Below are 22,304 nucleotides of genomic sequence, written 5' to 3' on the forward strand. Positions count from 1 at the left end.
AGGGAGACACATCAATGCAACATGAAGTCGTCGAAAAGAATCTGGGGTTAATGATCCCTCTCATTCTGATCGTCATCAGTTTTGGTGTTCTGGTGGAAATTGTCCCTCTGTTCTTCACCAAAGAAGTGACCGAGCCGGTTGAAGGACTTGAGCCTTTGAACGCTCTGGAGCTTGAAGGCCGGGACATTTACATCCGTGAGGGCTGCACCGTCTGCCATACCCAGATGATTCGCCCTTTCCGCGCAGAAACTGAACGCTACGGTCACTACTCCGTCGCTGGCGAGTCCGTTTACGAGCATCCTTTCCTGTGGGGCTCCAAGCGTACCGGTCCAGACCTGGCCCGTGTCGGCGGACGCTACAGTGATGCCTGGCATCGTGCTCACCTGTACAACCCTCGCGACGTTGTACCTGAGTCCAACATGCCGGCATTCCCTTGGCTGTTCACCAGTAAAGTCGACCCATCCGCCACTGCGGCCAAAATGGAAGCGCTGCGCAGCGTCGGTGTACCTTACACTGACGAAGATATCGCCGGTGCCGCCGAAATGGTCGATGGAAAATACGAGATCGAAGCGGTGGTCGCCTACCTTCAACAGCTTGGCACCGTCATTTCGAGCAATCGGTAAGAAGCAATGGATATCAATACTGTCCGCGGCATCATCACCATCCTTTTGATGGTGACCTTTATCGGTCTGGTTATCTGGGCATACAGCAGTAAACGGAAGAAGACTTTCGATGAAGCTGCCAATCTCCCATTTGCCGACGAAGAAACGGACAAAAAAACGTTAAATGAGACGGAGACTAAATAACGATGAATAGTTTCTGGACCGGGTGGATAAGCTTTATCGTACTCGGATCAATATTCGGATGTGCCTGGCTTCTTTGGGCGACACGCAAAAGCCAGCGTTTTCATACAGAAACAGAAGAAACCATGGGACACACCTTCGATGGCATCGAAGAGTATGACAACCCCATGCCCAAGTGGTGGCTCTGGCTTTTCCTGCTGACCATCGTATTCGGCTTGGTTTATTTGGCCCTCTACCCTGGCCTGGGCAGCTATAAAGGCTACTTCGGCTGGACATCTACCGGTCAGTGGGAAGATGAGGTTGCAGCAGCCAAAGCCAAGTATGACCCGATATATGCAGAACTGGCAGCGACGCCCATTGAAGAGCTGGTCCAGAATGACGACGCTCTGATCATGGGGAAACGGCTGTTCCTGAACAACTGTGCCGTATGCCACGGATCTGCCGCTCACGGCGCATTCGGGTTCCCTAACCTGACTGACAATGACTGGTTGTACGGTGGAAGCCCTGACAAGATCAAGGAAACCATTACCAACGGTCGAAATGCAGCCATGCCGGCATGGGAAAGCATTGTAGGTGTAGAAGGCGTTAAGGATTTGGCGCACTACGTTCGCAGCCTGAGTGGTCAGCAGAACATCGACGCGAATAAAGCTGAGGCTGGTGCCGCTCTGTTCCAGGCTAACTGCGTTGCCTGCCACGGCGCTGACGGTAAAGGCAATCATGCCCTGGGTGCTCCCAACCTGACAGATGGCATCTGGCTGTACGGCGGAACTCAGCAAGCAGTGGAAATGACGCTGAAAGCTGGCCGTAATGGTGTCATGCCAAGCTTCAAGCAAACTCTGGGCGATGAACGTATCCATTTGGTTGCCGCCTACGTATACAGCTTGTCCAAAGAGGAAAAGCAGTAATACACATCTTAGGAATCCACCAAGATTCCAGAAGAAAGGGCGGCCCGGCCGCCCTTCTCCAGTCGTTTTAGCGCTGTTTAGCGGGGGTTCCCAAAGACTCTCCAGACAGGTGGGCAGCGCTAAAGTGATTGTGATGAGAGCCCCCTATGAGCGACAAGATCCCGGTTCAGAACCTTGATCATGACTCGGCGGCTGTTTATAAGCCCAAAGCGGTCGAGCTATACGAAAGTCGAAAAAAAATATACGTCAAAGAAATCACCGGCTTTTTCCAGAAAATCAGAACCGTTTCACTGTGGATGCTGATGGGGATGTACTTCCTCTTCTGCTGGATTAGTGTTGATGGCCAGCAGTTGGTTCTCTTTGATCTCCCCAACCGTCAGTTTCACATTTTCGGCACGACCTTCTGGCCACAGGATTTCGTCCTCCTGTCCTGGCTGCTGATCATCTGTGCGTTTGGCCTCTTCTTTGTCACCACGCTGTTTGGGCGAGTATGGTGTGGATACACCTGTCCGCAAACCGTCTGGACATTTATTTTCATGTGGCTGGAAGAAAAAATCGAGGGAAGCCGCAACCAGCGTATCAAGCTGGATCAGGCTCCGATGAGCTCGCAGAAGTTACTCAAGAAAGGTGCCAAACATGCTGCCTGGCTATTCGTGGCTTTTGCGACCGGCCTCACTTTCGTCGGCTACTTCTATCCGATCCGGGAACTGGTACCAGACTTTTTCAGTATCAGCGCCACCTCCGGCTGGGCTTACTTCTGGATTGCTTTCTTCACCGTCGCCACATATCTGAATGCCGGCTGGATGCGTGAACAGGTCTGCCTGTACATGTGCCCCTATGCCCGTTTTCAGTCTGTCATGTTTGATCGTAACACCATGATTGTTTCTTACGATCCTAACCGCGGCGAACCCAGAGGCAGTCGCAAACGCAGTGTTGACCCCAAACAACAGGGATTGGGAGATTGCATCGACTGTGGGATGTGCGTACAGGTCTGCCCCACCGGCATTGATATTCGCGACGGACTACAATACGAGTGCATTGGCTGCGCCCTCTGCATAGATGCCTGTGACTCCATCATGGATAAATTGCAGTATCCCAAGGGGTTGATCAGTTACACCACAGAAAACAACCTCGAAGGAAAAAGCGCCAGTTTACTGCGCCCACGGACCATTGGATATGGGGTCATGCTGCTGGTGATTATTTCCGCATTCGCCGTCAAACTCGGCACCAGAAATCCGGTAGAGCTTGATGTCATCCGCGACCGTGGCGCCCTGTTCACCACCAATAGTAAAGGGTTTGTAGAGAATTCCTACACTCTCAGCATTATGAATATGTCAAATGACGTCCGCACTTTCAGTGTCAGCGTCTCCGGACTGGATAATCTGGCGATTAACGGTAAAACGGATTACACCCTGCAACCCTCTGAGTTGATGACCGTTCCCCTCGCCGTAGAGGTTCCACCAGACTCCATGACAGACCGCAATCACGATATTACCTTCAAGGTCCAGGCGCTGGATGTTGAAGATATAAGTGACGAATCGGAAAGCCGCTTCCTCGGCCCTGCCCCAATTCGTTTCTAGGCTGAGGGCACTTCCCGTACAATAGCGGGATGTGCCTGTTCTGGTCAGGGTAATGGTCAAACGATCTCCCATTACCCGCCATAAGGCTTCCATATGACTTTCTGACGAGAAACCAATGACAGAGATACAAAGCGCTCCCTGGTATAAAGAGAAATGGGTCTGGCTGCTGATTGCCATCCCGGGATCTTCAATACTATTCGGCATATTTATGATTACGATGGCCGTCAGCGGTAAAGACAGCCTGGTGCGGGACGACTATTACAAAGATGGCCTGATGATCAACCAGGAGCTGCAGAGAGACCAGAAAGCCTATGATATGGGATTGACAGCAAGCCTGCAGATTTCAGATCAAACCATCAGTGTGACACTCTCAGACCCAGCAACTGTGCCAGCCGGACAGTTATTGAAACTTCGTCTGCTGCATCCCACACTGGCCGATAATGATCTGGATATTATGCTGGTCCCCAATGGAGACCATTTCAGAGGCTCCTACTCTCAGGCTATCGAAGGTAAACGCTATCTCCAATTATCAGATCAGAACGACGTCTGGCGCCTGAAGGGCGAATCCTGGCTCCCCAGAGAAGACTCCATCCTACTGGAACCGAGTGTCAGCCAAACGAATGAATGACGCTTTACGTTGCTTCCATTGTCACAATCCGGTTCCCCCAGACATTGATATCAAGATTGAGGTCAATGGCGAAACCAGGCCTGTCTGCTGCCACGGCTGCCAGGCAGTTGCCAGACTGGTCCTGGATGGAGGGCTGGAGCAGTTTTATCAGTTCCGTGACGGCGAACTGGAGCAACCCGATGACATCTCCGGGGAAGAAGAGGAAAAGCTTGCTGTTTTTGATCGTCCTGAAGTACTGCAACGCCTTTCCAGTCGGATAGATCAGGACAAGCAGCGGATACAGCTTTCCATAGAAGGCATCACCTGCGCAGCCTGCGTATGGTTGTTGGAACAATATGTTCGTAAGCTTTCCGGTATCGATGAGTTCTGGGTCAATTTGACCACTCATCGGGCAGAGCTCGTGTGGAACCCTGAGCAAGTCCCGTTGAGCCGGATACTGAAAGCAATCAAATCCATCGGATTCACCGCTTACCCCTTTTCTGCCAGCCAGGAAGAAAAACAACTCCAGGATCAGCAGAAAAAAATGTTGATTCGTCTTGGTATCGCCGGCATCGGGATGATGCAGAACATGATGCTGGCCGTTCCCTCTTACTTTGGGTTGCTGGACGATACTCGGGAAATGATCGATCTGTTCCGGTATATCAGCCTGCTGGTTGCCCTCCCAGTCGTCCTGTACTCGGCTCAGCCTTTCTTTACAGCAGCATACCGCGATCTCAGAGTCAGGCACCTGACGATGGACGTTCCAGTCGCTATCGCGATTGCCATTGCCTATCTATCCAGTGTCTGGATAACGTTATTTGGCGGGCCGGAGGTCTATTACGACTCCGTCTGCATGTTTACGTTTTTTCTTCTATTGGGACGCTATCTCGAAAGCCTGGCAAGGATTAATGCCGCAAGAACCAATACTGCACTGCAAAACAAAGCCCCTGTTTTCATCCATCGCGTTGTCAACGAGCAGGAAAACACCATTGAAATGGTCCCCATGGAGGATCTTCAGGTCAATGATCTGATCCAACTGAAACCAGGTGATTTCATACCGGTAGACGGAACCATTGTGAAAGGGAGCACGAAGGTTAACAATGCCGCATTGACAGGAGAGTTTCTTCCGCAGCCTGGACAGGTTGGAGAGAAGGTTCTCTCGGGCAGTGTCAATATCGAAAACACCATTACAGTACGGGTCGACGCATTGGATCAGGATTCTCACCTATCCACGATTAATCGTCTGGTTGACCGAGCCCTTCAGGATCGCCCTCGCCTGTCCACCCTGGCTGATCGTATCGCCAGCTATTTTGTCGCCGGCGTATTGATTACCGCCTGCACTGTCGGCCTGATCTGGTGGCAGATTGACCCAGACCATGCCTTCGCAATTACTCTGGCGGTACTGGTCGTCACCTGTCCGTGCGCGCTCTCTCTGGCCACTCCTACCGCTCTGACAGTTGCCACTACCGCTTTGCGGCAATCCGGGTTCATCCTCAGCCGCGGCCATGTGCTGGAAACGCTCGCCAAAGCCACCCGAGTGGTATTCGATAAGACTGGCACCCTGACCCAGGGTGAGCTCAGCGTTGTCAGAGTCGATAACCACAGCGATTTTTCGGAAGAACAACTTCTGGCACTGGCAGGCGCCCTGGAGTGGGACAGCCCACACCCGATCGCCCGGGCATTCAGGCGTTATGCCAAAGCACCGGCCGACAACATCGCCCATATATCCGGTCAGGGGGTGTCAGGCGAAATATCCGGACAACAGTACCGCCTTGGTAATGCCCAGTTTTCATTACACTCCTCCTTGCATCAGGAGGACCAGGCAGACACTCCCGCGGACCAATATCAACTTGTCTATCTGAGCGATCAACAGTCGTTGCTGGCGGTTTTTCATCTGTCAGATTCATTGAGAAACGGCGCTCTGACGGCCACTGACAGATTTCGCGAACAGGGAATCAAGCTCAGTATTTTAACCGGAGACAGCTCCTCTCACGTGGAAACCATCGCCTCATCTGTCGGCATCACGGATGTCTTCAAGGGGCTGACGCCAGAGCAGAAACTTGAGAAGGCAAGAGAGTGGCAACAGGCCGGAGATACGGTTGTCATGGTCGGAGACGGCATCAACGACGTTCCTGCAATGGCAGGCTCTCACCTGTCCATCGCAATGCAGAATGCCTCTGATCTAACCCAGATAAAGGCGGATGCGGTTATCCTCAATCCTGATCTGAACACGTTGGTATTTGCTCAACAGAAAGCCCGCAAAACGTTTCGGATCATTCGCCAGAATATTGGCTGGGCTTTAATCTATAATCTGGTCGCACTACCACTTGCGGCCTCAGGTTTTATTGCCCCCTGGGCGGCCGCTATTGGTATGTCGGCGAGTTCATTGATCGTGGTACTTAACGCCCTTAGACTGTCTGACTCCAGACTAAAAACCAGCCAGTGACGGAGGCTGTCAGCCATTCATGCAAATACTTTTTGTCCTGATCCCACTATCAATTCTACTGCTTACCATTGCCGTACTGATATTCCGTTGGGCAGTTAAGTCCGGCCAGTATGATGATTTAAAAGGTCCCGCCCATAGCATTCTGTTTGACGATGACAAGCACATGGTGCCTACAGACAAGCCATCAACTGACCCGTCAGCAGACGACTCAACACCTGATTTACCACCCGACTCTTTGTCTCCTGGCACAGAATCACCAGATTCAAATGAGACTCCATCCGATCGGCAGGAAAAGTCTTCGTGATTGCCGATGTCGCTTTGTTCCTTTCTGCTGTCCTGATTGGTCTGATGGGTAGCGGTCATTGTCTGGGAATGTGCGGTGGCATCGCCAGCGCGCATTCATTTAACCTGGACAACCAGCCGCGTGGCACCAAGGCAGAATCCGGGACAGAAACCGGGATAAAGTCGACAGCAACAAGTAGCGCCACCATTGCGACCACTGCGACGGATACTGGCCGAAACGGTCTTATTGGCCCTCTGCTGGTGTTTAACTGTGGCCGCCTGACAAGCTATACCATCATTGGTTTCCTCGCAGGCGGCATTGGCGCAGCGCTTGCGTTAAATATGACGACCTTGATTGTACTTCGATCAATGGCGGGCATTTTGTTGATCATGATGGGGCTGTATGTCGGTCAGTGGTGGGCGGGATTGGTCCATATCGAAAAACTGGGTTCGCGTCTTTGGCAAAAGCTGTCGCCCCTATCCGAACGGCTTCGCCATCGACCGGGAAAAAGTTCAGGGTTCTTGCTCGGCATGATCTGGGGTTGGTTACCTTGCGGTCTGGTATACAGCTCTTTGGCTTGGGCCATGAGTTCTGCCAGTCCAAATATGGCCGCACTACTAATGTTTGGTTTCGGACTGGGAACGCTTCCCAGCATGCTTGCTGCAGGATTGTTCGCCTATCATTTGCGGCGCTGGCTCAGCCGACTTTCCGTCAGACGCATCTTTGCCGTGGGCCTGATAATCTTCGGATTGTGGAGTCTACCTGTAAGCTGGTCCAAGCTGGTGACCGGCCAACCTGACCATGGCGCCCTTCACTCCCAATTAACCTCTCCCGATACAAACCATTCAGCGCACTAGAGAAAACCAGTAATACTCCAGGTATTCTAACAGGTCGACGCATTTGCTGGGGAATCTGCTCTTCCCTCAGAATGACCTAAAATCACTTACAACCGATCTTTAACAAGGCCTGTTGATACACATCAAGGCCCGTCACTCATTAAACCACTACACTCCCTCTTATTTTCTGATAAAGCATCCTGTGGGAGGGGGCGTCGTCGTGGACAATATTTACTGGAATGAGCAACTGATTCGAAAATATGATTTGCAAGGTCCCCGATACACGTCTTACCCCACAGCCATGGAGTTTCAGCCAGGATTCAGTCATCAGGAAGTATTTGATGCTGCGAGCGTTTCCCGGCTTACCGGTAGACCGCTGTCGCTGTACTTCCATGTACCATTTTGCGCCAGGCTTTGCTACTACTGCGCATGCAATAAAATTGTCACCAAGCGACGCGAGCAGGCACAGCCTTATCTGGACGAACTTTACCGGGAAATGACTCTCCAGGCCGCGATGTTTTCACGGACCCAGGATGGCCTGGCACGTCCAGTGGAGCAGTTGCACTGGGGCGGCGGTACTCCGACTTTTCTCAGCCCGGCGCAAATGCGGGAATTGATGGGACGTACAAGGGAATTGTTCCAATTGCTGCCAGATGATAGAGGCGATTACTCCATCGAAATTGACCCTCGCGAAGCCGATGACGAAATCCTGACCGTCTTGAGAGAGATCGGCTTCAACCGAATCAGCCTGGGTGTTCAGGACTTTGATCCCAAAGTGCAAAAAGCAGTTAATCGTATCCAGAGTGAAGAGCTGACCCTGCATGTGCTGAACAAGGCTAGAGAACTCGGCTTCAGGTCTATCAACATTGACTTGATCTACGGTTTGCCGTTCCAGAACGAAGCCAGTTTCGCCAGTACGGTGGAAAAGATTATCGACTTTTCACCTGACCGCCTTTCCGTATTCAACTACGCCCACATGCCAGAGCGTTTCAAACCGCAACGCCGAATTGATGGTGCCACCCTGCCGACGCCACAGCAGAAACTCAGCATCCTGCGAAACACCGTTGACCAGCTCATCCGGCAAGACTACCGATTTATAGGCATGGACCATTTCGCCAAACCTGAAGACGAATTGGCCGTTGCACAATCCGAGGGACATCTGCACCGGAACTTCCAGGGCTATACCACCAGAGGTGATTGCGACCTGATTGCGATGGGTGTCTCCAGCATCAGCATGCTGGACCGTACTTACTATCAGAATGTCTATGACATCCCAGGCTATAGCGACATTCTCGCACAGGGTAAATTACCGGTTCATCGTGGGGTCACTCTGAATGATGACGATGTTCTAAGACGGGAAATCATTATGGAGCTGATCTGCAATTTCAAACTCCATTTCAGTCCCATTGAATCCCGTTACGGCATTTCGTTCCGGGAATATTTCCAGCGGGAGCTTCATGAACTGAAAAACATGGAGGAAGACGGCTTGGTTCAATTCGGCAGTGACGCCGAAGGGGAACATCTGCGGATTCATCCTTCCGGTCGTCTACTCATCAGGGGAATCTGTAAAGTGTTTGACCACTACCGCATTGAGAAAACCACCAGTTTCTCAAGAATCATCTAGGATCAGAAGATACCTCAGGAATTTGCTGGCAGGCACTCACCGGTGCCTGCGGGATATCGAAGTAGAAAATACATCCGCCAGACTCACGATTCTGGTAGTGGATACTGCCACCATGCTTTTCGACAATTGCCTTGGAGATATTCAAACCAAGGCCCGAACCATCTTTGGATCTAGTGGAAGAAGAGTCCGCCTGGGAGAAACGTCCAAAGATTTTTTCAGAAAACTCCTCGGGAATCCCCGGCCCGGTATCGCAAACCTCAATTCGAATGCAATCCCCCTGCCTGGAAGCGTGAATATGGACCTGAGTGTCGGGTTTGGAAAACTTTGCGGCATTTGACATCAGATTCACCATCACCTGGGTCAGATACTCACCATCCCCCCAGAGCACGAGATCATCATCAACATGATCCAACACAAATTCCACATGATACTGGTTAGCAAAAGTCTGGTGAGTGCGACAAATGTCGTTTAACCAATCATGAACCGGAATACAGGCACATCTGAGCATGAAGTCCCCCTCTGTGATTTTCTTGAAGTCCAGTATTCGATTAACCAGCTCCAGCAGCCGCTGACTGTTGCGCTCAGCAATGTCCACCAGATTGTAAGACTTGTCATCCCACTGTATCGGCTGAACTTTTATAAGGCTTAGTGCACCCTTGATTGCTGTAAGCGGCGTGCGCAACTCATGACTGACCGTTGAAATAAACTCGTCCTTAATACGGTCAATTTCAGCTCGCTCCGTAATATCCCTCACCATCACCAAATGATATAGCTGGTTTTCAAGCCCATAGTCAGATACAGAAATGTCGACCGCTATCTGCGCGCCGTTTCGGCGCACGCCAAAGCTCTCCATCACATTTCCAGCACCACTCTGCAAGTCCTCCAACCTGAGATGGAAATTTTTTCCTTCCAGAGAGGGAATCAACTGACTGATTTCCGCCCCCACCAACTCATCCATTGCTCTGAGAAATATTGATTCCGCTGATCGGTTCGCCTGAACAATGACGCCCTCGACATCAACTACGAGCAAGGCGTCAGGCGTATTATCCACTATGGCTTTCAATGAATTTTCGGAGTCTCTCAGAGCCGTTGTCCGCTGCCGAACGATCGTTTCAAGTGCCACAGTCCTGCCGGTGAAGAACAGCGCTACCATACCACTCATCACCGAAAACAATAATCCCAGCACATAAACCAGCCAGGCACTTAGAGAAAGACGACTGATATAGTTGTCACGTGTGGGGGCCACCACAAATACCCATTCCCGATCCGCCACAGTAATCGGGATCTTCCACAGCACTTCAGATTCAAAGACGTCGCTTTCCTTTACCGGCAGAGGTTCGAATTTGCCCAGTTGAGTGATTTTAGACTGGTATAACACTTCGGATTCCTTGCCGGTTTCCTCTGTATCCAGAACACGAACATAGAATCCACTGAAGCCCTGGCTTTCAAAGAATTGTTCAAGCAATTGACCAATTTTAGTCACCGCCGTGAAATAGCCTTCAGCCTCGACACTGTCACCACTGAACTTGGGAAAAAAGATCAGAATTCCCGGCTGCTTTCCATCGTCTTGAACGAGATTGATCCTTTCGGTAATCACCGGCTTCATTATTTTCGACGCTTTTTCCAGAGCCGCCTTTCGTACCGGGTTCGCGGCGGTATCATACCCCAGAGCATTCTCGTTGCCCTTGTAGGGCATTATGAACTGCACCGGAACTGCAACTTCATCCCTTGAAGGTACCAGACGGCCGTCAACTCGTTTTCTAATGCCAGTGTCCACGCCATAGTCTCGCTGCAGGACAAACTCCACGTACTCCCGTAAACGGGAGTTAACCACAGGATTCCAGGACAACGCCTGAAGGTTGTCATAGCGATCCAGTAACCATCCAACCTGCACCTCAAAAGCACCACGGGAACTTCTTTGCAGCAATCCCAGATGTCTCCCCACGGTTTCAAGAACCCCGATCTGCGCTTTCATGGACTGCTCAAAAGTAATCACCATGGCAGAAGCTTCCGTTTCAAGGCGCAGCCGTGCGTTGTTTTCTTCGGAACTTCGGGCGTAGTAGAAACCTACAGTAGCCAGAATAAAGGTAATCACCAGCGTCAGCGACACCACCAAACGTCGGGACTTCCACATGCTCACCGGGCGAAGAGCCCAAACCAAAATCAAAGGTCCGAAGATAGCCGCACCAATCGAATCGCCCAACCACCAGACCGCCCAGTTCTGGGGAAAAGATTCTACAGGCATCAAACCCGCTGTCGTCAGAGCCGTACACCCAACCGTGGCACTCACCAAACAGCTTACAGGTCCCGTTAGTATGATAAACAGAAATATGAGATACAGATCGGAGAGCGTATTAGGATAGCGACCATACCGCATCACCAGATAACGACTCAGCATCGCCTGAATCGCGGCCCCCACGCCAATCAGAGAAAGTAATGCCACCTGATCCAGAGCCACTCCGGTGTTGGAGTTTTCCAGCGTCACTGTGTAATTGACAAGAAAAGATCCAAGCCAGATCCCGAAACCTTGCCGATAACCTCCGATCAATACCGCAGCCAGCGCGATACCGGAAGGAATCCAGACAGCTGTGGCATAAGCACTGTCCGCCGCGAAAGCCAAACCCAGACGCCCGGTCACGAAATAGACAACGGCAGTCAGTAATATCCACGAATTCTGCGGAGGTCGTGTCGTTTCCGACTCGGTCATTGCAAGACTCTTATCAAATGAATGAGACTTTTATTAAATGAAGATTCCTGTCACGTCTTTGTGTAAACATTTAACAGCATCCCTGTCTATCGATCATGCGGGTATTAACTTCTTATCTGCCACGTGAATCGGCATGCTATTAGTTTAGACCCGGATCGAATATTTTCCTGTCGACCCAAGCGATTAATTACGCAACCCGATCGCTCAATACTTGAAATAGATACTTGAATGACCCAGGCAAAATCCAGTTCCGATTCTGGCGAGATTATCATCTGACTTCAGGCTATGATGCCTCCATGAAACTAGATCACAACACATGTTATTCAGCGCTTCTCAGCCGCGATTCAAGGTTCGATGGAAGATTTTTCGTCGGCGTTTCTTCCACCGGTATCTATTGTCGACCTGTTTGCCGAGTGAAAACGCCCAAGCAGATCAATACCCACTATTTCACCAGCGCCGCAGCGGCCGAAAAAGCGGGCTATCGCCCCTGCCTGCGTTGTCGGCCAGAGCTGGCACCTGGGCTCGCCCCTTTGGATAGTGGCAATACTCTTGCCCAGACGGCCAAAGAGATGATTGATAAAGGGGCATTACAGGAACATTCCACCAACCAGTTGGCGGCCAGGCTGGGGATCAGCGATCGCTACCTGAGGAAGATTTTTAATACAGCCTTCGGCGTCAGCCCGCTGGAATACAACCACTCCAGGCGTTTACTGCTGGCCCGGCATCTTCTGCTGGACTCAGGTCTAAGCATTAGCGACATTGCGCTGGCAGCCGGATTTAACAGCATCAGACGATTTAACAGCGCCTTCAAGGAAACCTATCGCCAGGCTCCATCTGCTTTTAAACGCCAGCCAGGAAAGCATGGCAACCATGTAGAGGAATCCATTTACCTCGAACTGGCTTACCGGGCTCCCTTTGCCTGGGAAGCATTCCGGGACTTCCTGAAACCACGCCTGATTACCGGCGTTGAAAACGTGGATGAGCATAGCTATCGCCGCACCCTGCGTTTTATCGATGGTAACGGAACAATCCTTCAGGGATGGCTCGAGATACGCCACTTACCAAAAAAGACCCGATTTGGCATCACCTTGTCACTTTCCCTGCTTCCCCAGCTAAGCTGGCTAAAAAACCGTATTCATCACTTTCTGGATTTATCCAACAATCCACTAGAAACGGCGACATTTTTTCAGGAGAAATCCGAAACCGTGGAGGAATGGGAGGAAGGCTTGCGTGTACCAGGCTGCTTTTCAGGTTTTGAAACTGGCGTCCGCGCGATTCTTGGCCAACAAATTACCGTGGCAGCGGCCATCAAAAAGCTAGGACAGTTCACTGAGGCATTTGGGACTCCCATTGATACGCCATTTCCCGAGTTAAACAGAGCTTTTCCTGCACCATCCGACATCCCGGATATCTCAATTGATCAGATCGCTTCATTGGGCATCATTCGTCAACGAGCTCAGGCAATAAGACTGCTGGCAGAAAAAAATTTCGAGGACTCCATGCTCCTGGAACCAGGACTACACACAGACACCCAGATCCAGCAGTTGCTTGAAATCAAAGGGATTGGCGAGTGGACAGCACAGTATATCGCCATGCGCGGCCTGGGTTGGACAGATGCTTTTCCCGCTGGTGACGTTGGAGTGCTGAAAGCACTTTCCCAACGCCACGGGAGAGAAATAAAAACGCCCGAAGCAAAAACCATGTCAGACCAGTGGCGTCCATGGCGCAGCTATATGACCATGTACCTTTGGCGCCAGTTGGCTAACTGATAACCGGGAACCAGAACCACTAAAGTCGTGATTTACTCAGGCAAAACAGAATGAATACAAAATCGGATCTACAACAGCGCCTTTACCAGGATATAGACTCTCCCCTTGGAAGAATCAGGCTGGTGACTGATGGCCAGGGACTGACAGGCTGCTATTTCCATGGCCAGAAATATTTCCCGGTTCTGACCGAAGGCTGGGAACCTGGCCATCACCATGTGCTGGAACAGACACATAGCTGGCTCCTGCGTTATTTTCATCGCCAACCCGGAGAAGACTTCCCCTCTATGGAAGAACTTTCTCTGACTCCGAAAGGCACCGATTTTCAACAACAGGTCTGGCAGGTACTACTACGCATACAGCCCGGCACCACCTGGATCTATAGTGATCTTGCTGTTGAACTGCATCATCCGTCAGCAACCCGCGCCGTGGCAGCGGCAATCGGTAAGAATCCAATTTCCGTTATTATTCCCTGCCACCGGGTGATCGGCAAAAATCGGTCTTTAACAGGTTACGCCGGTGGACTGGACAGAAAACATGCATTACTGGAACTTGAGGGAGCCTTCTCTCAGTCTTTGCTCTGATCTGAAAAGTAACTATCGTCAGCCTGACTAAACAACAATCTGGCTGATATTTACCAATAGAAACTATCAACATTAGAAGCAACCAACAAGCCGTTAAGGCAAAAAACGATCTATCGGACGACCCTCTACCTACTGATAGATTGCCTATTGATAAAGACATTCATTGATAGCATGTGCATCCAAGAGTGAGATTTTCAAGGTGACAGCAAAAGACAGCCTGACGTTAACCTTCCTGGCTTCTATCTGGGGAGCGTCCTTCCTATTCATGCGTGTATCCGTACCGGATTTTGGCCCTATTGTCATGATCCAACTTAGAATTGGCATCGCCGCAATGTGTCTGTTGCCATTCTTAATCTGGTACTACCGGGACAAAATTGAATGGAAGAAGTTGCCTCATTTCGTTGTCCTTGGTATTACTAACTCTGCCCTCCCCTTTACTTTATTGGGTTTTGCCACTGTCCACGTCAGCGCCGGATACACCTCCCTGCTCAATTCCAGTGTCCCCTTATGGAGCGCTATTGTCGGCGTTATCTGGCTGAACCCGCTGGCAGACCGGCGGTATCATGCTTGGCTTTGCGGGTGTGTTTATTCTGGTGCTCGGTAAAGGCGAGCTTAACTTTTCCGGTCCAACACTGGCCATTATCGCCTGCACTCTGGCAACGATGAGTTATGGTATTTCAGCCAACTACACCAAGCGCTACCTGACCGGTGTCCACCCGATGGTCCTTGCCACTATGAGTCAGGCTACTGCAGCCATTGCCATGTTACCGCTGGCCTGGTACTACTGGCCATCTCAGCCTGTTTCAAGCACTGCCTGGCTGTCTGTGACCGCGCTGGGCTCAGTGTGTACAGCCTTCGCCTACATTCTGTTTTATGGACTGATCTCACGCATTGGCCCTACTCGCACGGTTTCTGTGACATTTCTGGTGCCGGTATTTGCCATGCTCTGGGGATATCTGTTCCTGGCTGAACAGGTGACAACCTACATGATGGTTGGTTGCCTCGTTATTCTGATAGGCACTGCCTTTACCATCGGACTGATTACTCCCGCCAAAATAAGATCGATCGGTTAAATTAACCCTTGCTGCTTTCTGGCTCTACTTATAGTTCCCCAGAGTTCTAATTCTAGTCTCTCATTATGACAAAGCCTCTCACGCCGGTGGTGAGGCTTTTTACCTGAATATTCTCCCCGCCTACCAAAAAACAGGTTGCGAAGTCACTCTTTTGCATGCAATATACGGAAGTCCATATATACGGAAATCCATATATGAAACCAACAGAGTTATTTAAAGCCCTGGCCGATGACACCCGACTGAAAGCGGTCAGCCTGATTCTGATCAACGGCGAATTGTGCGTCTGCGATCTGGTTACTGCCCTGAATCTCAGTCAACCAAAGATTTCCAGGCACTTAGCCCAACTCAAAGCATCAGGTATTCTTCTCGACAGAAAACAGAAGCAATGGGTGTATTACCGTCTTAACCCTGCAATTCCAGCATGGTTTGATCAGGTACTAAAGCTGACGGTAGCTGGCAATGAGGCATTGATTACGGAGGCCAGACAACGTCTTTCCAGCCAAAACTGCTGCGACGAACTCCCCGTGGATATTTCTAACCCGGACTCTTCATCCGGCTGCCGGACGACTCTCTGAGAAGTCCGGCCAAACTGAAGATCATTGACACAACCAGGCAGTAAACCGTCATTGAATATCAATAATCAATATTCGAAAAACCGAATATTAGGAGCTTTACCATGAAGCGCATGCATATTCACCTCACCGTCAAAGATCTGGACCAGAGCATACAGTTCTACAACAGCCTCTTTTCCACAGAACCGGCTTTGGTCAAGGACGATTACGCTAAATGGATGCTGGATGATCCCAGAATTAATTTTGCGGTATCTACCCGCAGTCAAAAGACCGGGTTGGATCACTTGGGTCTGCAGGCAGAATCAGAATCGGAACTGAAACAAATCGGCAGTAATATGAAAGCGGCCGACCAGCCCATGGTGGATGAAGAAGGAGCCACCTGCTGCTATGCACGCTCCAATAAACACTGGACCGTTGATCCTGACGGAATTGCCTGGGAAGGATTCCATAGCCTTGAATCAATTCCAACCTATGGAAAGGGTGGGCCGATAGCAGACAAATCGCAGGATGAAGCCTCCGAACAAAACGCTTGCTGCATCGGGAAACCAGAATCGGTATCCGCTAACCGCTGCTGCTGATTTGCCAAAGGGGGCATTACGCCCCCCTTGACCATGAACCTTTACAAGCTTTTTCAAAGACTTTTCAGGAACAGCTTTTCCACGAACAGATTCACAAGGTAATTCAATGAGTATTCGAGTAGGCATCAACGGATTCGGCCGTATGGGTCGGCTGGCTTTGCGGGCAGCATGGGGTAACCCTGAAATTGAGTTTGTTCACATCAACGATCCGGCAGAAAACCCGGAAGTCCACGCCCACCTTCTTCAATTTGACTCCATTCACGGACGCTGGGACCAAACGGTCACCCATGATCAGAATCAACTGATCATTAGTCATCACCCTATCCGCTTCACCCAGAACAAAAACATTGTCGATACGGACTGGAGCCAGTGCGACATCGTGCTCGAATGTTCCGGCGTCATGCGGAAAAAAGAATTACTCCAGCAATACCTTCATCAGGGTGTAAAAAAAGTCATCGTCAGTGCACCGGTCAAAGAGGAAGGCATTCTTAATATCGTCATGGGCGTCAATGACGAAGTCTATCTACCAGACCAGCATCACATAGTCACAGCCGCATCCTGTACCACCAACTGCCTGGCCCCTGTGGTCAAAGTCCTGCATGAGTCTCTGGGAATACATCACGGTTCCATGACCACCATTCACGATCTCACCAATACCCAAACGATTGTGGATGCACCTCATAAAGACTTACGCAGAGCCAGAGCCTGCAGCATGAGCCTGATCCCCACCACTACGGGATCCGCAACAGCCATTACCCGGATCTTTCCCGAACTCGAAGGTCGCCTGAATGGCCACGCCATCAGAGTCCCGCTACTCAATGCCTCTTTAACCGACTGTGTATTTGAAGTAAAAAAGCCGACCACTGCCGAAGAGGTGAACGCCCTGTTCCGACAGGCCTCAGAGAAACAGTTAAAAGACATTCTGGGCTATGAAGACAGACCGCTGGTGTCAATCGATTACCGCACGGACCCACGCTCTTCCATCATTGACGGACTTTCCACTCTGGTCATCAATAGTACCCAAGTGAAAGTATATGCCTGGTATGACAATGAATGGGGGTACGTCAACAGGATGGGTGAGCTCGCAGTTAAACTGGGTCGCCATTTAAACAGCCGGTAGCAACGAGGAAGAAGGCTAAGGGTTTTATGCTGAGCAACTTGTCAAATGACATCCGCCAGTACCTGATCATTACAGGAAACTACTGGGCATTCACGCTGACTGACGGCGCCCTGAGAATGCTGGTGGTGCTGCACTTCCATGGACTGGGGTTCTCTCCTCTGGATATTGCCCTGCTGTTTCTTTTTTACGAATTCTTTGGAGTCGTCACCAATCTAATTGGCGGATGGCTGGGTGCCAGAATCGGGTTGAACCGCACCATGAATATCGGTCTGGCCCTGCAGATTGTGGCACTGCTCATGCTGACGACACCTGCCAGCTGGCTAACCATTCCCTGGGTGATGGTGGCGCAAGCGCTTTCTGGTATCGCCAAAGACCTGAATAAAATGAGCGCCAAAAGTGCCGTAAAGTCTCTGATTCCCAAAGAAGCCCCAGGACAACTGTTTAAATGGGTCGCCTTTCTCACCGGCTCCAAGAATGCACTGAAAGGAATTGGCTTCTTTCTCGGTGGACTCTTACTCAGCACCCTGGGTTTCCAGGGGGCGCTGACAGCCATGGCGTGCGCGCTATTTCTTTGCTGGATATCCAGTATCCTCCTGCTGCAAAAAGATCTCGGCAAGTCATCCAGCAAACCCAAATTCCGAGAGATTTTTTCCAAGAGCCGTGCGGTCAATATCCTCTCTGGGGCTCGGCTTTGTCTGTTTGCCTCAAGGGATGTCTGGTTCGTTGTCGCCCTGCCCGTGTTTCTCAGTGAATCATTCCACTGGAACTTCTGGCAGACAGGCGGCTTCCTTGCCCTGTGGATCATTGGTTACGGTATTGTACAATCCCTGGCCCCCAGGCTTCTCTCACGTTCAGGCTCAAAGCCCAGGCATAAAGAGTCCGTTGTCCTCTGGGCAGGCCTGCTGGCCGTCATACCCGCAGCAATGGGAGGTGCACTTTACCTGCATCTGAACCCTTACTTTGTGGTCATCGGCGGGCTTTTGGCATTTGCCATCGTATTTGCGATCAATTCTGCCCTGCACAGCTTTCTGATTGTCCATTTTGCCTCCGAAGAAGGCACCTCATTGGATGTTGGCTTTTACTACATGGCCAATGCCATGGGACGCCTCATCGGGACGGTGCTTTCCGGCACCATTTTCCAGGTTTATGGCCTCACTGCCTGCCTGCTGGTCTCTGCCGGATTTCTCGCCACCACCACATTGATCTCGCTGGCACTGCCGGACACAACAGAAAAATGACAGGCATGGGCTCCACGATAGGTTATAATCCCACCCGAAATGACAATGATCGCAACAACCTGTTGCAGGCCGAACCAAATCACAGAAACCCAAGCTGTCCATGTCGAACAATATCCCTCCCCTTGTCTACGAACCGCCAACCATTCCATGGCTGGATATCCGACATGTCGACAGAGATATTATTGTGCTCAATAAACCCAGCGGTATTCTCACAGCTCCCGGTAAAGGCCTGGCATTACAGGACTCCATCTGGCGACGAGTACAACAACGATACCCGTTAAGCCAGGTGGTCCATCGTCTTGATCTGGCGACATCCGGGGTTCTGGTTCTGGCCTTGAGAAAGAAAGCAGAGATCGCGCTAAAAAAACAATTCATGGAGCGAAGTGTGCAGAAAATGTATGTCGCCAGAGTGGCTGGCGTCATGGAGAAGGACGAAGGGCTGATTGACTTGCCTTTGATCTGCGACTGGGACCAGCGCCCAAAACAAAAGGTCTGCCATGAACACGGCAAACCAGCACAAACCCGATTCAGCGTCCTCTCCCGGGATGCTGACTCAACGCTGGTGGCCCTGTATCCGATTACAGGCCGATCACACCAGCTTAGAGTACACCTGCTGTCTATCGGACATCCGATTTTAGGCGACCGTTTTTACGCTCCACCAAATGTGGTTGCCCGCTCACCCCGCCTGTTACTTCATGCCCAGGCATTGTCTTTCAATCACCCCTACAGCCAGCAACACCTGAATTTTGAAGTGCTCCCCTGTCGGCAACTCCGAAATGCATGAGCACTTAGTTCTGGGCCATAGACTCGATTATGGGTTATACACTCAATTTTGAGTTATATATTTGGCACGCTTTTCAGATAGTTATCCAGACAAATTCCGGGTAAAACTCCCTATTCCGACCGACCGGTTTAGCGATATGCAAATCTACCGAACGCTCAAATCGATATGTCTTTTTCCTGACATAATATAGGCCTAATGGCCGGTTGCCGCCTTTTCTTAACGCTGTATTATTAACCATTACTGCGCAAGGCGATAATGGCAGCTTCCAAAATTCTGCTCACATGTACACGAGCAAAATCATACTGACAATCACTTCCCCAAAATAAGAAGGGAGGGATTGCTATCGCCACCCGATGGATAATACAAACATAATCGAGAATGGAGTCCCGCGGTAAAGCGAGTAGGCATAAACCAGAATGTTGAAAAAAAACCTATTCCGTAAGGGTGATCCATGGAAAAGACGATACAGCGCCCACGCAAGGAACAGAAGTCGTTCATCCGGCGTGTAGCCAAGCAATTATTCAAACGCCAAGAGTCAAATAGCCGCACAATTTACGATGTCGGTATGCAGGATAATGCTGTCTGGGAAATGAGTGCTTCAGATGCACTACTTATTCCTCTGACCAGCACGACTCAAATACCTGCAGAATTTCATTCTACCTCAGCCGCTGATGATTCCGACCATTCAAAAGCCCCTACAGCTGATACCCAGCTACTTGATCAGACCTACGCTGATGTAAGTGATCTGGCGTTGGACGAGTCCAGTCTTATGCCTGCATTTGAAACGCCGGCAGCCAATGACGACGACAATTCCCAGGACAAAGATAACGCCAGGAAAGAACCTGTTCGCAAATCTACAGCGAAAAAAGCTGCCTCCTCTAACGCTAGACCGGCTGCCAGTATACCCAAGGCGAATAAACCAATAGCCAAAAAATCATCTCCAACCAAGCGGAGCAAACCTGCGTCCATGCAGGCCAAGCCGGCCGTCAATCAAACAAAGCCGATTGCCAGACAGGCTCAAGGCAGAACGCCGGACGAGGACGACTCAGACAACATCCCTCAACTGACCAATCAGGTGACCTCACCCACCAGACCCACCAGCGTAGAAAAAGCCGGGGCAAGGTTGACCCACTTTTTCGAGCCAGGAGCCAAAGACCGGCTTCTTCCGGAGAAACAGCCCTCTTCCGAAGAAAGAAGCGGATTTCAGGCAGCCGCGAAGAAAATCAAAGCCGCACGTGCAAGTAATGAAATTGTGCTGCTTGTGGAACCCAATCCCAAGGTTCGCTCAGCTCTGGCCAACATGGTCAAAACCATGGGTGTACGCTGCCTGCCAGTGGGCAGCGCCAAAGAGGCGCTGAATTTTCTGCACAGATTCCGCCCATCAGTCATCCTGCTGGACCAGAACCTCACTGATATGTCCACGCCCGAAGTCGTGATCTGCATGCGGGGCTTATATCGTACCCGTCCGGTCCCCATTGTTCTGATGTCAGAAGAAGACACTGAGCTGTTTTCAGACTGGAGCAAGCGAATGGACATCAATCACTATCTTGCCAAGCCGTTCAACATCTACGGTCTGGAGAGAGCGATCGGCCGGTATGCGAAGGTGAAACCACCCAAATCCGACAAACCCTATGCAGGCTCAGTCGGCTTGATTGTGGAACGCCCGGAGCTACGCCATTACATCAGCCGCTTCCTGGTTCGACACAATTACAGCATCAGCGTCAGTTGTGACCCTGATAAATTAAAGCACGCCACAGAATTTGCCCAACAGCAACCACTGGATGCCTGGCTGGTTCAATGTAACGATGAGGACTGGTGTGCAGACATTGTTGAGGACCTGGAGACCAATTTCGACAGCCCGGTCTTTATCGGTTTTGATGACCTGGATCCCACAACCTGTGATGACCGACAAAAGCTCTGTTGGAACGGACGGCTGCTGGATAAGCTCGGCAAGCTCCTCACTAATCGTAAAATACAAGCCGCTGGGCAGGTCGCATAAACTTTCTTGTATCGGACACACATTATTTTGAGCAAAAGCCAATCATAATGGAGTGATCGATAAAGAACGTAAAAAACCAAAGCCTGCAATAAAAGCAGGCTTTTTCATTATGATAGGTCGCTACCACAGCAGGCAGCCCCCCTATTTCAGAGAAAAACGTATTAAAAAGCACTCAAAGTGCTATCTAAATCTTGCCATAGGGTCTGCTTTCGTTTAGAGTAGCGGCCCTCGGAAATTGAGGACTGGCTCTCCAAGCTTTTTTAAAGCTAGATCAGTTACTCTCCAAACAGTTTTAGGTGAGGTGTCCGAGTGGTTGAAGGAGCACGCCTGGAAAGCGTGTATACGTTAACGCGTATCGAGGGTTCGAATCCCTCCCTCACCGCCACTATTTTTCTTTATATTTCAATCGGTTACAGGGTTTACAATTGGGCTTCGGCCCAATTTCGGCCCAAATCAAACCGTTTTAATCCCAAAAACCAAACTCCTTTCTAGCTGGGCGCAAAAGCCTGCAACATACCCTTGTTTTTCAGCCCCATCTGAGCCGCCCTGAAGTATTTGCCCTATCCAATTGTTACCGACTTGATGAGGCTGAGCCTTCACCCAGGCAACAAACATTTGAGCGTGCTTTCTGCCCAACTTGCATGCCTCTGAATATCCCTGGATCGATTCTATTTCAGCTTCTTTGTGATTCGGTGCAAATGGCATATCACAAAACCTCTTATTTTCCATACTCCCTTTCCATCACAGCCCACTACGTCGGAGAGGTTAAATGATGCATTTTATAACGACATTTTTTGTC

21 protein-coding genes and 1 tRNA gene are annotated in these 22,304 nt (G+C 50.6%); 20 read left to right on the forward strand and 2 right to left on the reverse strand.

Annotated elements, in window-relative coordinates:
* Window positions 1-14: 14 nt before the first annotated feature.
* The 9 genes from ccoO (at window position 15) to hemN (ending at window position 9,084) form a co-directional block, all read left to right on the forward strand.
* Complete coding sequence (ccoO, locus tag F566_RS0124980; RefSeq protein WP_020409773.1) at window positions 15-623, forward strand: cytochrome-c oxidase, cbb3-type subunit II; 609 nt, start codon at window positions 15-17, stop codon at window positions 621-623.
* Window positions 624-629: 6 nt separating this feature from the next.
* Window positions 630-806, forward strand: coding sequence for a CcoQ/FixQ family Cbb3-type cytochrome c oxidase assembly chaperone (locus tag F566_RS0124985; protein WP_020409774.1), 177 nt, complete (start codon window positions 630-632; stop codon window positions 804-806).
* A 2-nt stretch (window positions 807-808) separates the two neighbouring features.
* A complete protein-coding gene (gene ccoP, locus F566_RS0124990; protein ID WP_020409775.1) occupies window positions 809-1,708 on the forward strand; it encodes a cytochrome-c oxidase, cbb3-type subunit III in 900 nt (299 codons plus the stop codon).
* A 146-nt stretch (window positions 1,709-1,854) separates the two neighbouring features.
* Window positions 1,855-3,288 carry a cytochrome c oxidase accessory protein CcoG gene (gene ccoG / locus F566_RS0124995; RefSeq protein WP_020409776.1) on the forward strand — a complete coding sequence of 478 codons (1,434 nt, stop codon included), beginning with the start codon at window positions 1,855-1,857 and terminating at the stop codon, window positions 3,286-3,288.
* Window positions 3,289-3,403: 115 nt separating this feature from the next.
* Entirely contained in the window at window positions 3,404-3,916 is a 513-nt protein-coding gene (locus F566_RS0125000; RefSeq protein ID WP_020409777.1) for a FixH family protein, read from the forward strand.
* Window positions 3,894-6,341 (forward strand): heavy metal translocating P-type ATPase, encoded by a 2,448-nt coding sequence (locus F566_RS0125005; protein ID WP_245555301.1) that lies wholly within the window; start codon window positions 3,894-3,896, stop codon window positions 6,339-6,341. Before F566_RS0125000 ends, F566_RS0125005 begins: the two co-directional genes overlap by 23 nt.
* A gap of 19 nt (window positions 6,342-6,360) precedes the next feature.
* Window positions 6,361-6,645: a cbb3-type cytochrome oxidase assembly protein CcoS gene (gene ccoS, locus F566_RS36470; protein ID WP_020409779.1), complete on the forward strand. Its 285-nt coding sequence runs from the start codon at window positions 6,361-6,363 to the stop codon at window positions 6,643-6,645.
* Window positions 6,642-7,481 carry a sulfite exporter TauE/SafE family protein gene (locus F566_RS33965; RefSeq protein WP_020409780.1) on the forward strand — a complete coding sequence of 280 codons (840 nt, stop codon included), beginning with the start codon at window positions 6,642-6,644 and terminating at the stop codon, window positions 7,479-7,481. The genes ccoS and F566_RS33965 overlap by 4 nt, the downstream gene beginning before the upstream one ends.
* A gap of 199 nt (window positions 7,482-7,680) precedes the next feature.
* Window positions 7,681-9,084, forward strand: coding sequence for an oxygen-independent coproporphyrinogen III oxidase (gene hemN, locus F566_RS0125020; RefSeq protein WP_020409781.1), 1,404 nt, complete (start codon window positions 7,681-7,683; stop codon window positions 9,082-9,084).
* On the opposite strand, the gene F566_RS0125025 is transcribed toward hemN, so the two are convergent.
* A complete protein-coding gene (locus F566_RS0125025; protein WP_020409782.1) occupies window positions 9,077-11,791 on the reverse strand; it encodes an ATP-binding protein in 2,715 nt (904 codons plus the stop codon). The two genes, hemN and F566_RS0125025, sit on opposite strands and share 8 nt — an antisense overlap.
* A 296-nt stretch (window positions 11,792-12,087) precedes the next feature.
* Here F566_RS0125025 and F566_RS0125030 point away from each other — a divergent pair, with 296 nt between their 5' ends.
* The 11 genes from F566_RS0125030 to F566_RS0125075 all read left to right on the forward strand — a co-directional run bounded on the left by F566_RS0125030 (window position 12,088) and on the right by F566_RS0125075 (window position 21,890).
* A complete protein-coding gene (locus F566_RS0125030) occupies window positions 12,088-13,560 on the forward strand; it encodes a DNA-3-methyladenine glycosylase 2 family protein (RefSeq protein ID WP_033416885.1) in 1,473 nt (490 codons plus the stop codon).
* A gap of 50 nt (window positions 13,561-13,610) precedes the next feature.
* Window positions 13,611-14,141, forward strand: a complete 531-nt coding sequence (locus F566_RS37990; protein WP_020409784.1) for a methylated-DNA--[protein]-cysteine S-methyltransferase — start codon at window positions 13,611-13,613, stop codon at window positions 14,139-14,141.
* Window positions 14,142-14,340: 199 nt separating this feature from the next.
* The gene (locus F566_RS37400) at window positions 14,341-14,745 is read left to right on the forward strand and encodes a DMT family transporter (RefSeq protein ID WP_211210705.1); all 405 of its coding nucleotides are present in this window, start codon (window positions 14,341-14,343) and stop codon (window positions 14,743-14,745) included.
* A complete protein-coding gene (locus F566_RS37405; protein ID WP_020409786.1) occupies window positions 14,705-15,214 on the forward strand; it encodes a DMT family transporter in 510 nt (169 codons plus the stop codon). Before F566_RS37400 ends, F566_RS37405 begins: the two co-directional genes overlap by 41 nt.
* A gap of 194 nt (window positions 15,215-15,408) precedes the next feature.
* The gene (locus F566_RS33975; RefSeq protein ID WP_020409787.1) at window positions 15,409-15,789 is read left to right on the forward strand and encodes a metalloregulator ArsR/SmtB family transcription factor; all 381 of its coding nucleotides are present in this window, start codon (window positions 15,409-15,411) and stop codon (window positions 15,787-15,789) included.
* A 101-nt stretch (window positions 15,790-15,890) separates the two neighbouring features.
* A complete protein-coding gene (locus tag F566_RS0125050; protein WP_020409788.1) occupies window positions 15,891-16,364 on the forward strand; it encodes an ArsI/CadI family heavy metal resistance metalloenzyme in 474 nt (157 codons plus the stop codon).
* Between the two features lie 106 nt (window positions 16,365-16,470).
* Window positions 16,471-17,484, forward strand: coding sequence for an ArsJ-associated glyceraldehyde-3-phosphate dehydrogenase (locus F566_RS0125055; RefSeq protein ID WP_020409789.1), 1,014 nt, complete (start codon window positions 16,471-16,473; stop codon window positions 17,482-17,484).
* A gap of 26 nt (window positions 17,485-17,510) precedes the next feature.
* On the forward strand, window positions 17,511-18,722 hold the full coding sequence (gene arsJ, locus F566_RS0125060) for an organoarsenical effux MFS transporter ArsJ (protein WP_020409790.1): 1,212 nt from the start codon (window positions 17,511-17,513) through the stop codon (window positions 18,720-18,722).
* Between the two features lie 100 nt (window positions 18,723-18,822).
* On the forward strand, window positions 18,823-19,506 hold the full coding sequence (locus F566_RS0125065) for a pseudouridine synthase (RefSeq protein WP_020409791.1): 684 nt from the start codon (window positions 18,823-18,825) through the stop codon (window positions 19,504-19,506).
* A 451-nt stretch (window positions 19,507-19,957) separates the two neighbouring features.
* On the forward strand, window positions 19,958-21,505 hold the full coding sequence (locus F566_RS0125070; protein ID WP_020409792.1) for a response regulator: 1,548 nt from the start codon (window positions 19,958-19,960) through the stop codon (window positions 21,503-21,505).
* 295 nt (window positions 21,506-21,800) lie between these two features.
* Window positions 21,801-21,890, forward strand: a tRNA-Ser gene (locus tag F566_RS0125075).
* Between the two features lie 68 nt (window positions 21,891-21,958).
* Here F566_RS0125075 and F566_RS0125080 read toward each other — a convergent pair.
* Window positions 21,959-22,234 (reverse strand): hypothetical protein, encoded by a 276-nt coding sequence (locus F566_RS0125080; protein WP_020409793.1) that lies wholly within the window; start codon window positions 22,232-22,234, stop codon window positions 21,959-21,961.
* Between the last annotated feature and the right edge of the window lie 70 nt (window positions 22,235-22,304).

This window comes from Hahella ganghwensis DSM 17046 (assembly GCF_000376785.1).
Lineage (GTDB): Bacteria > Pseudomonadota > Gammaproteobacteria > Pseudomonadales > Oleiphilaceae > Hahella > Hahella ganghwensis.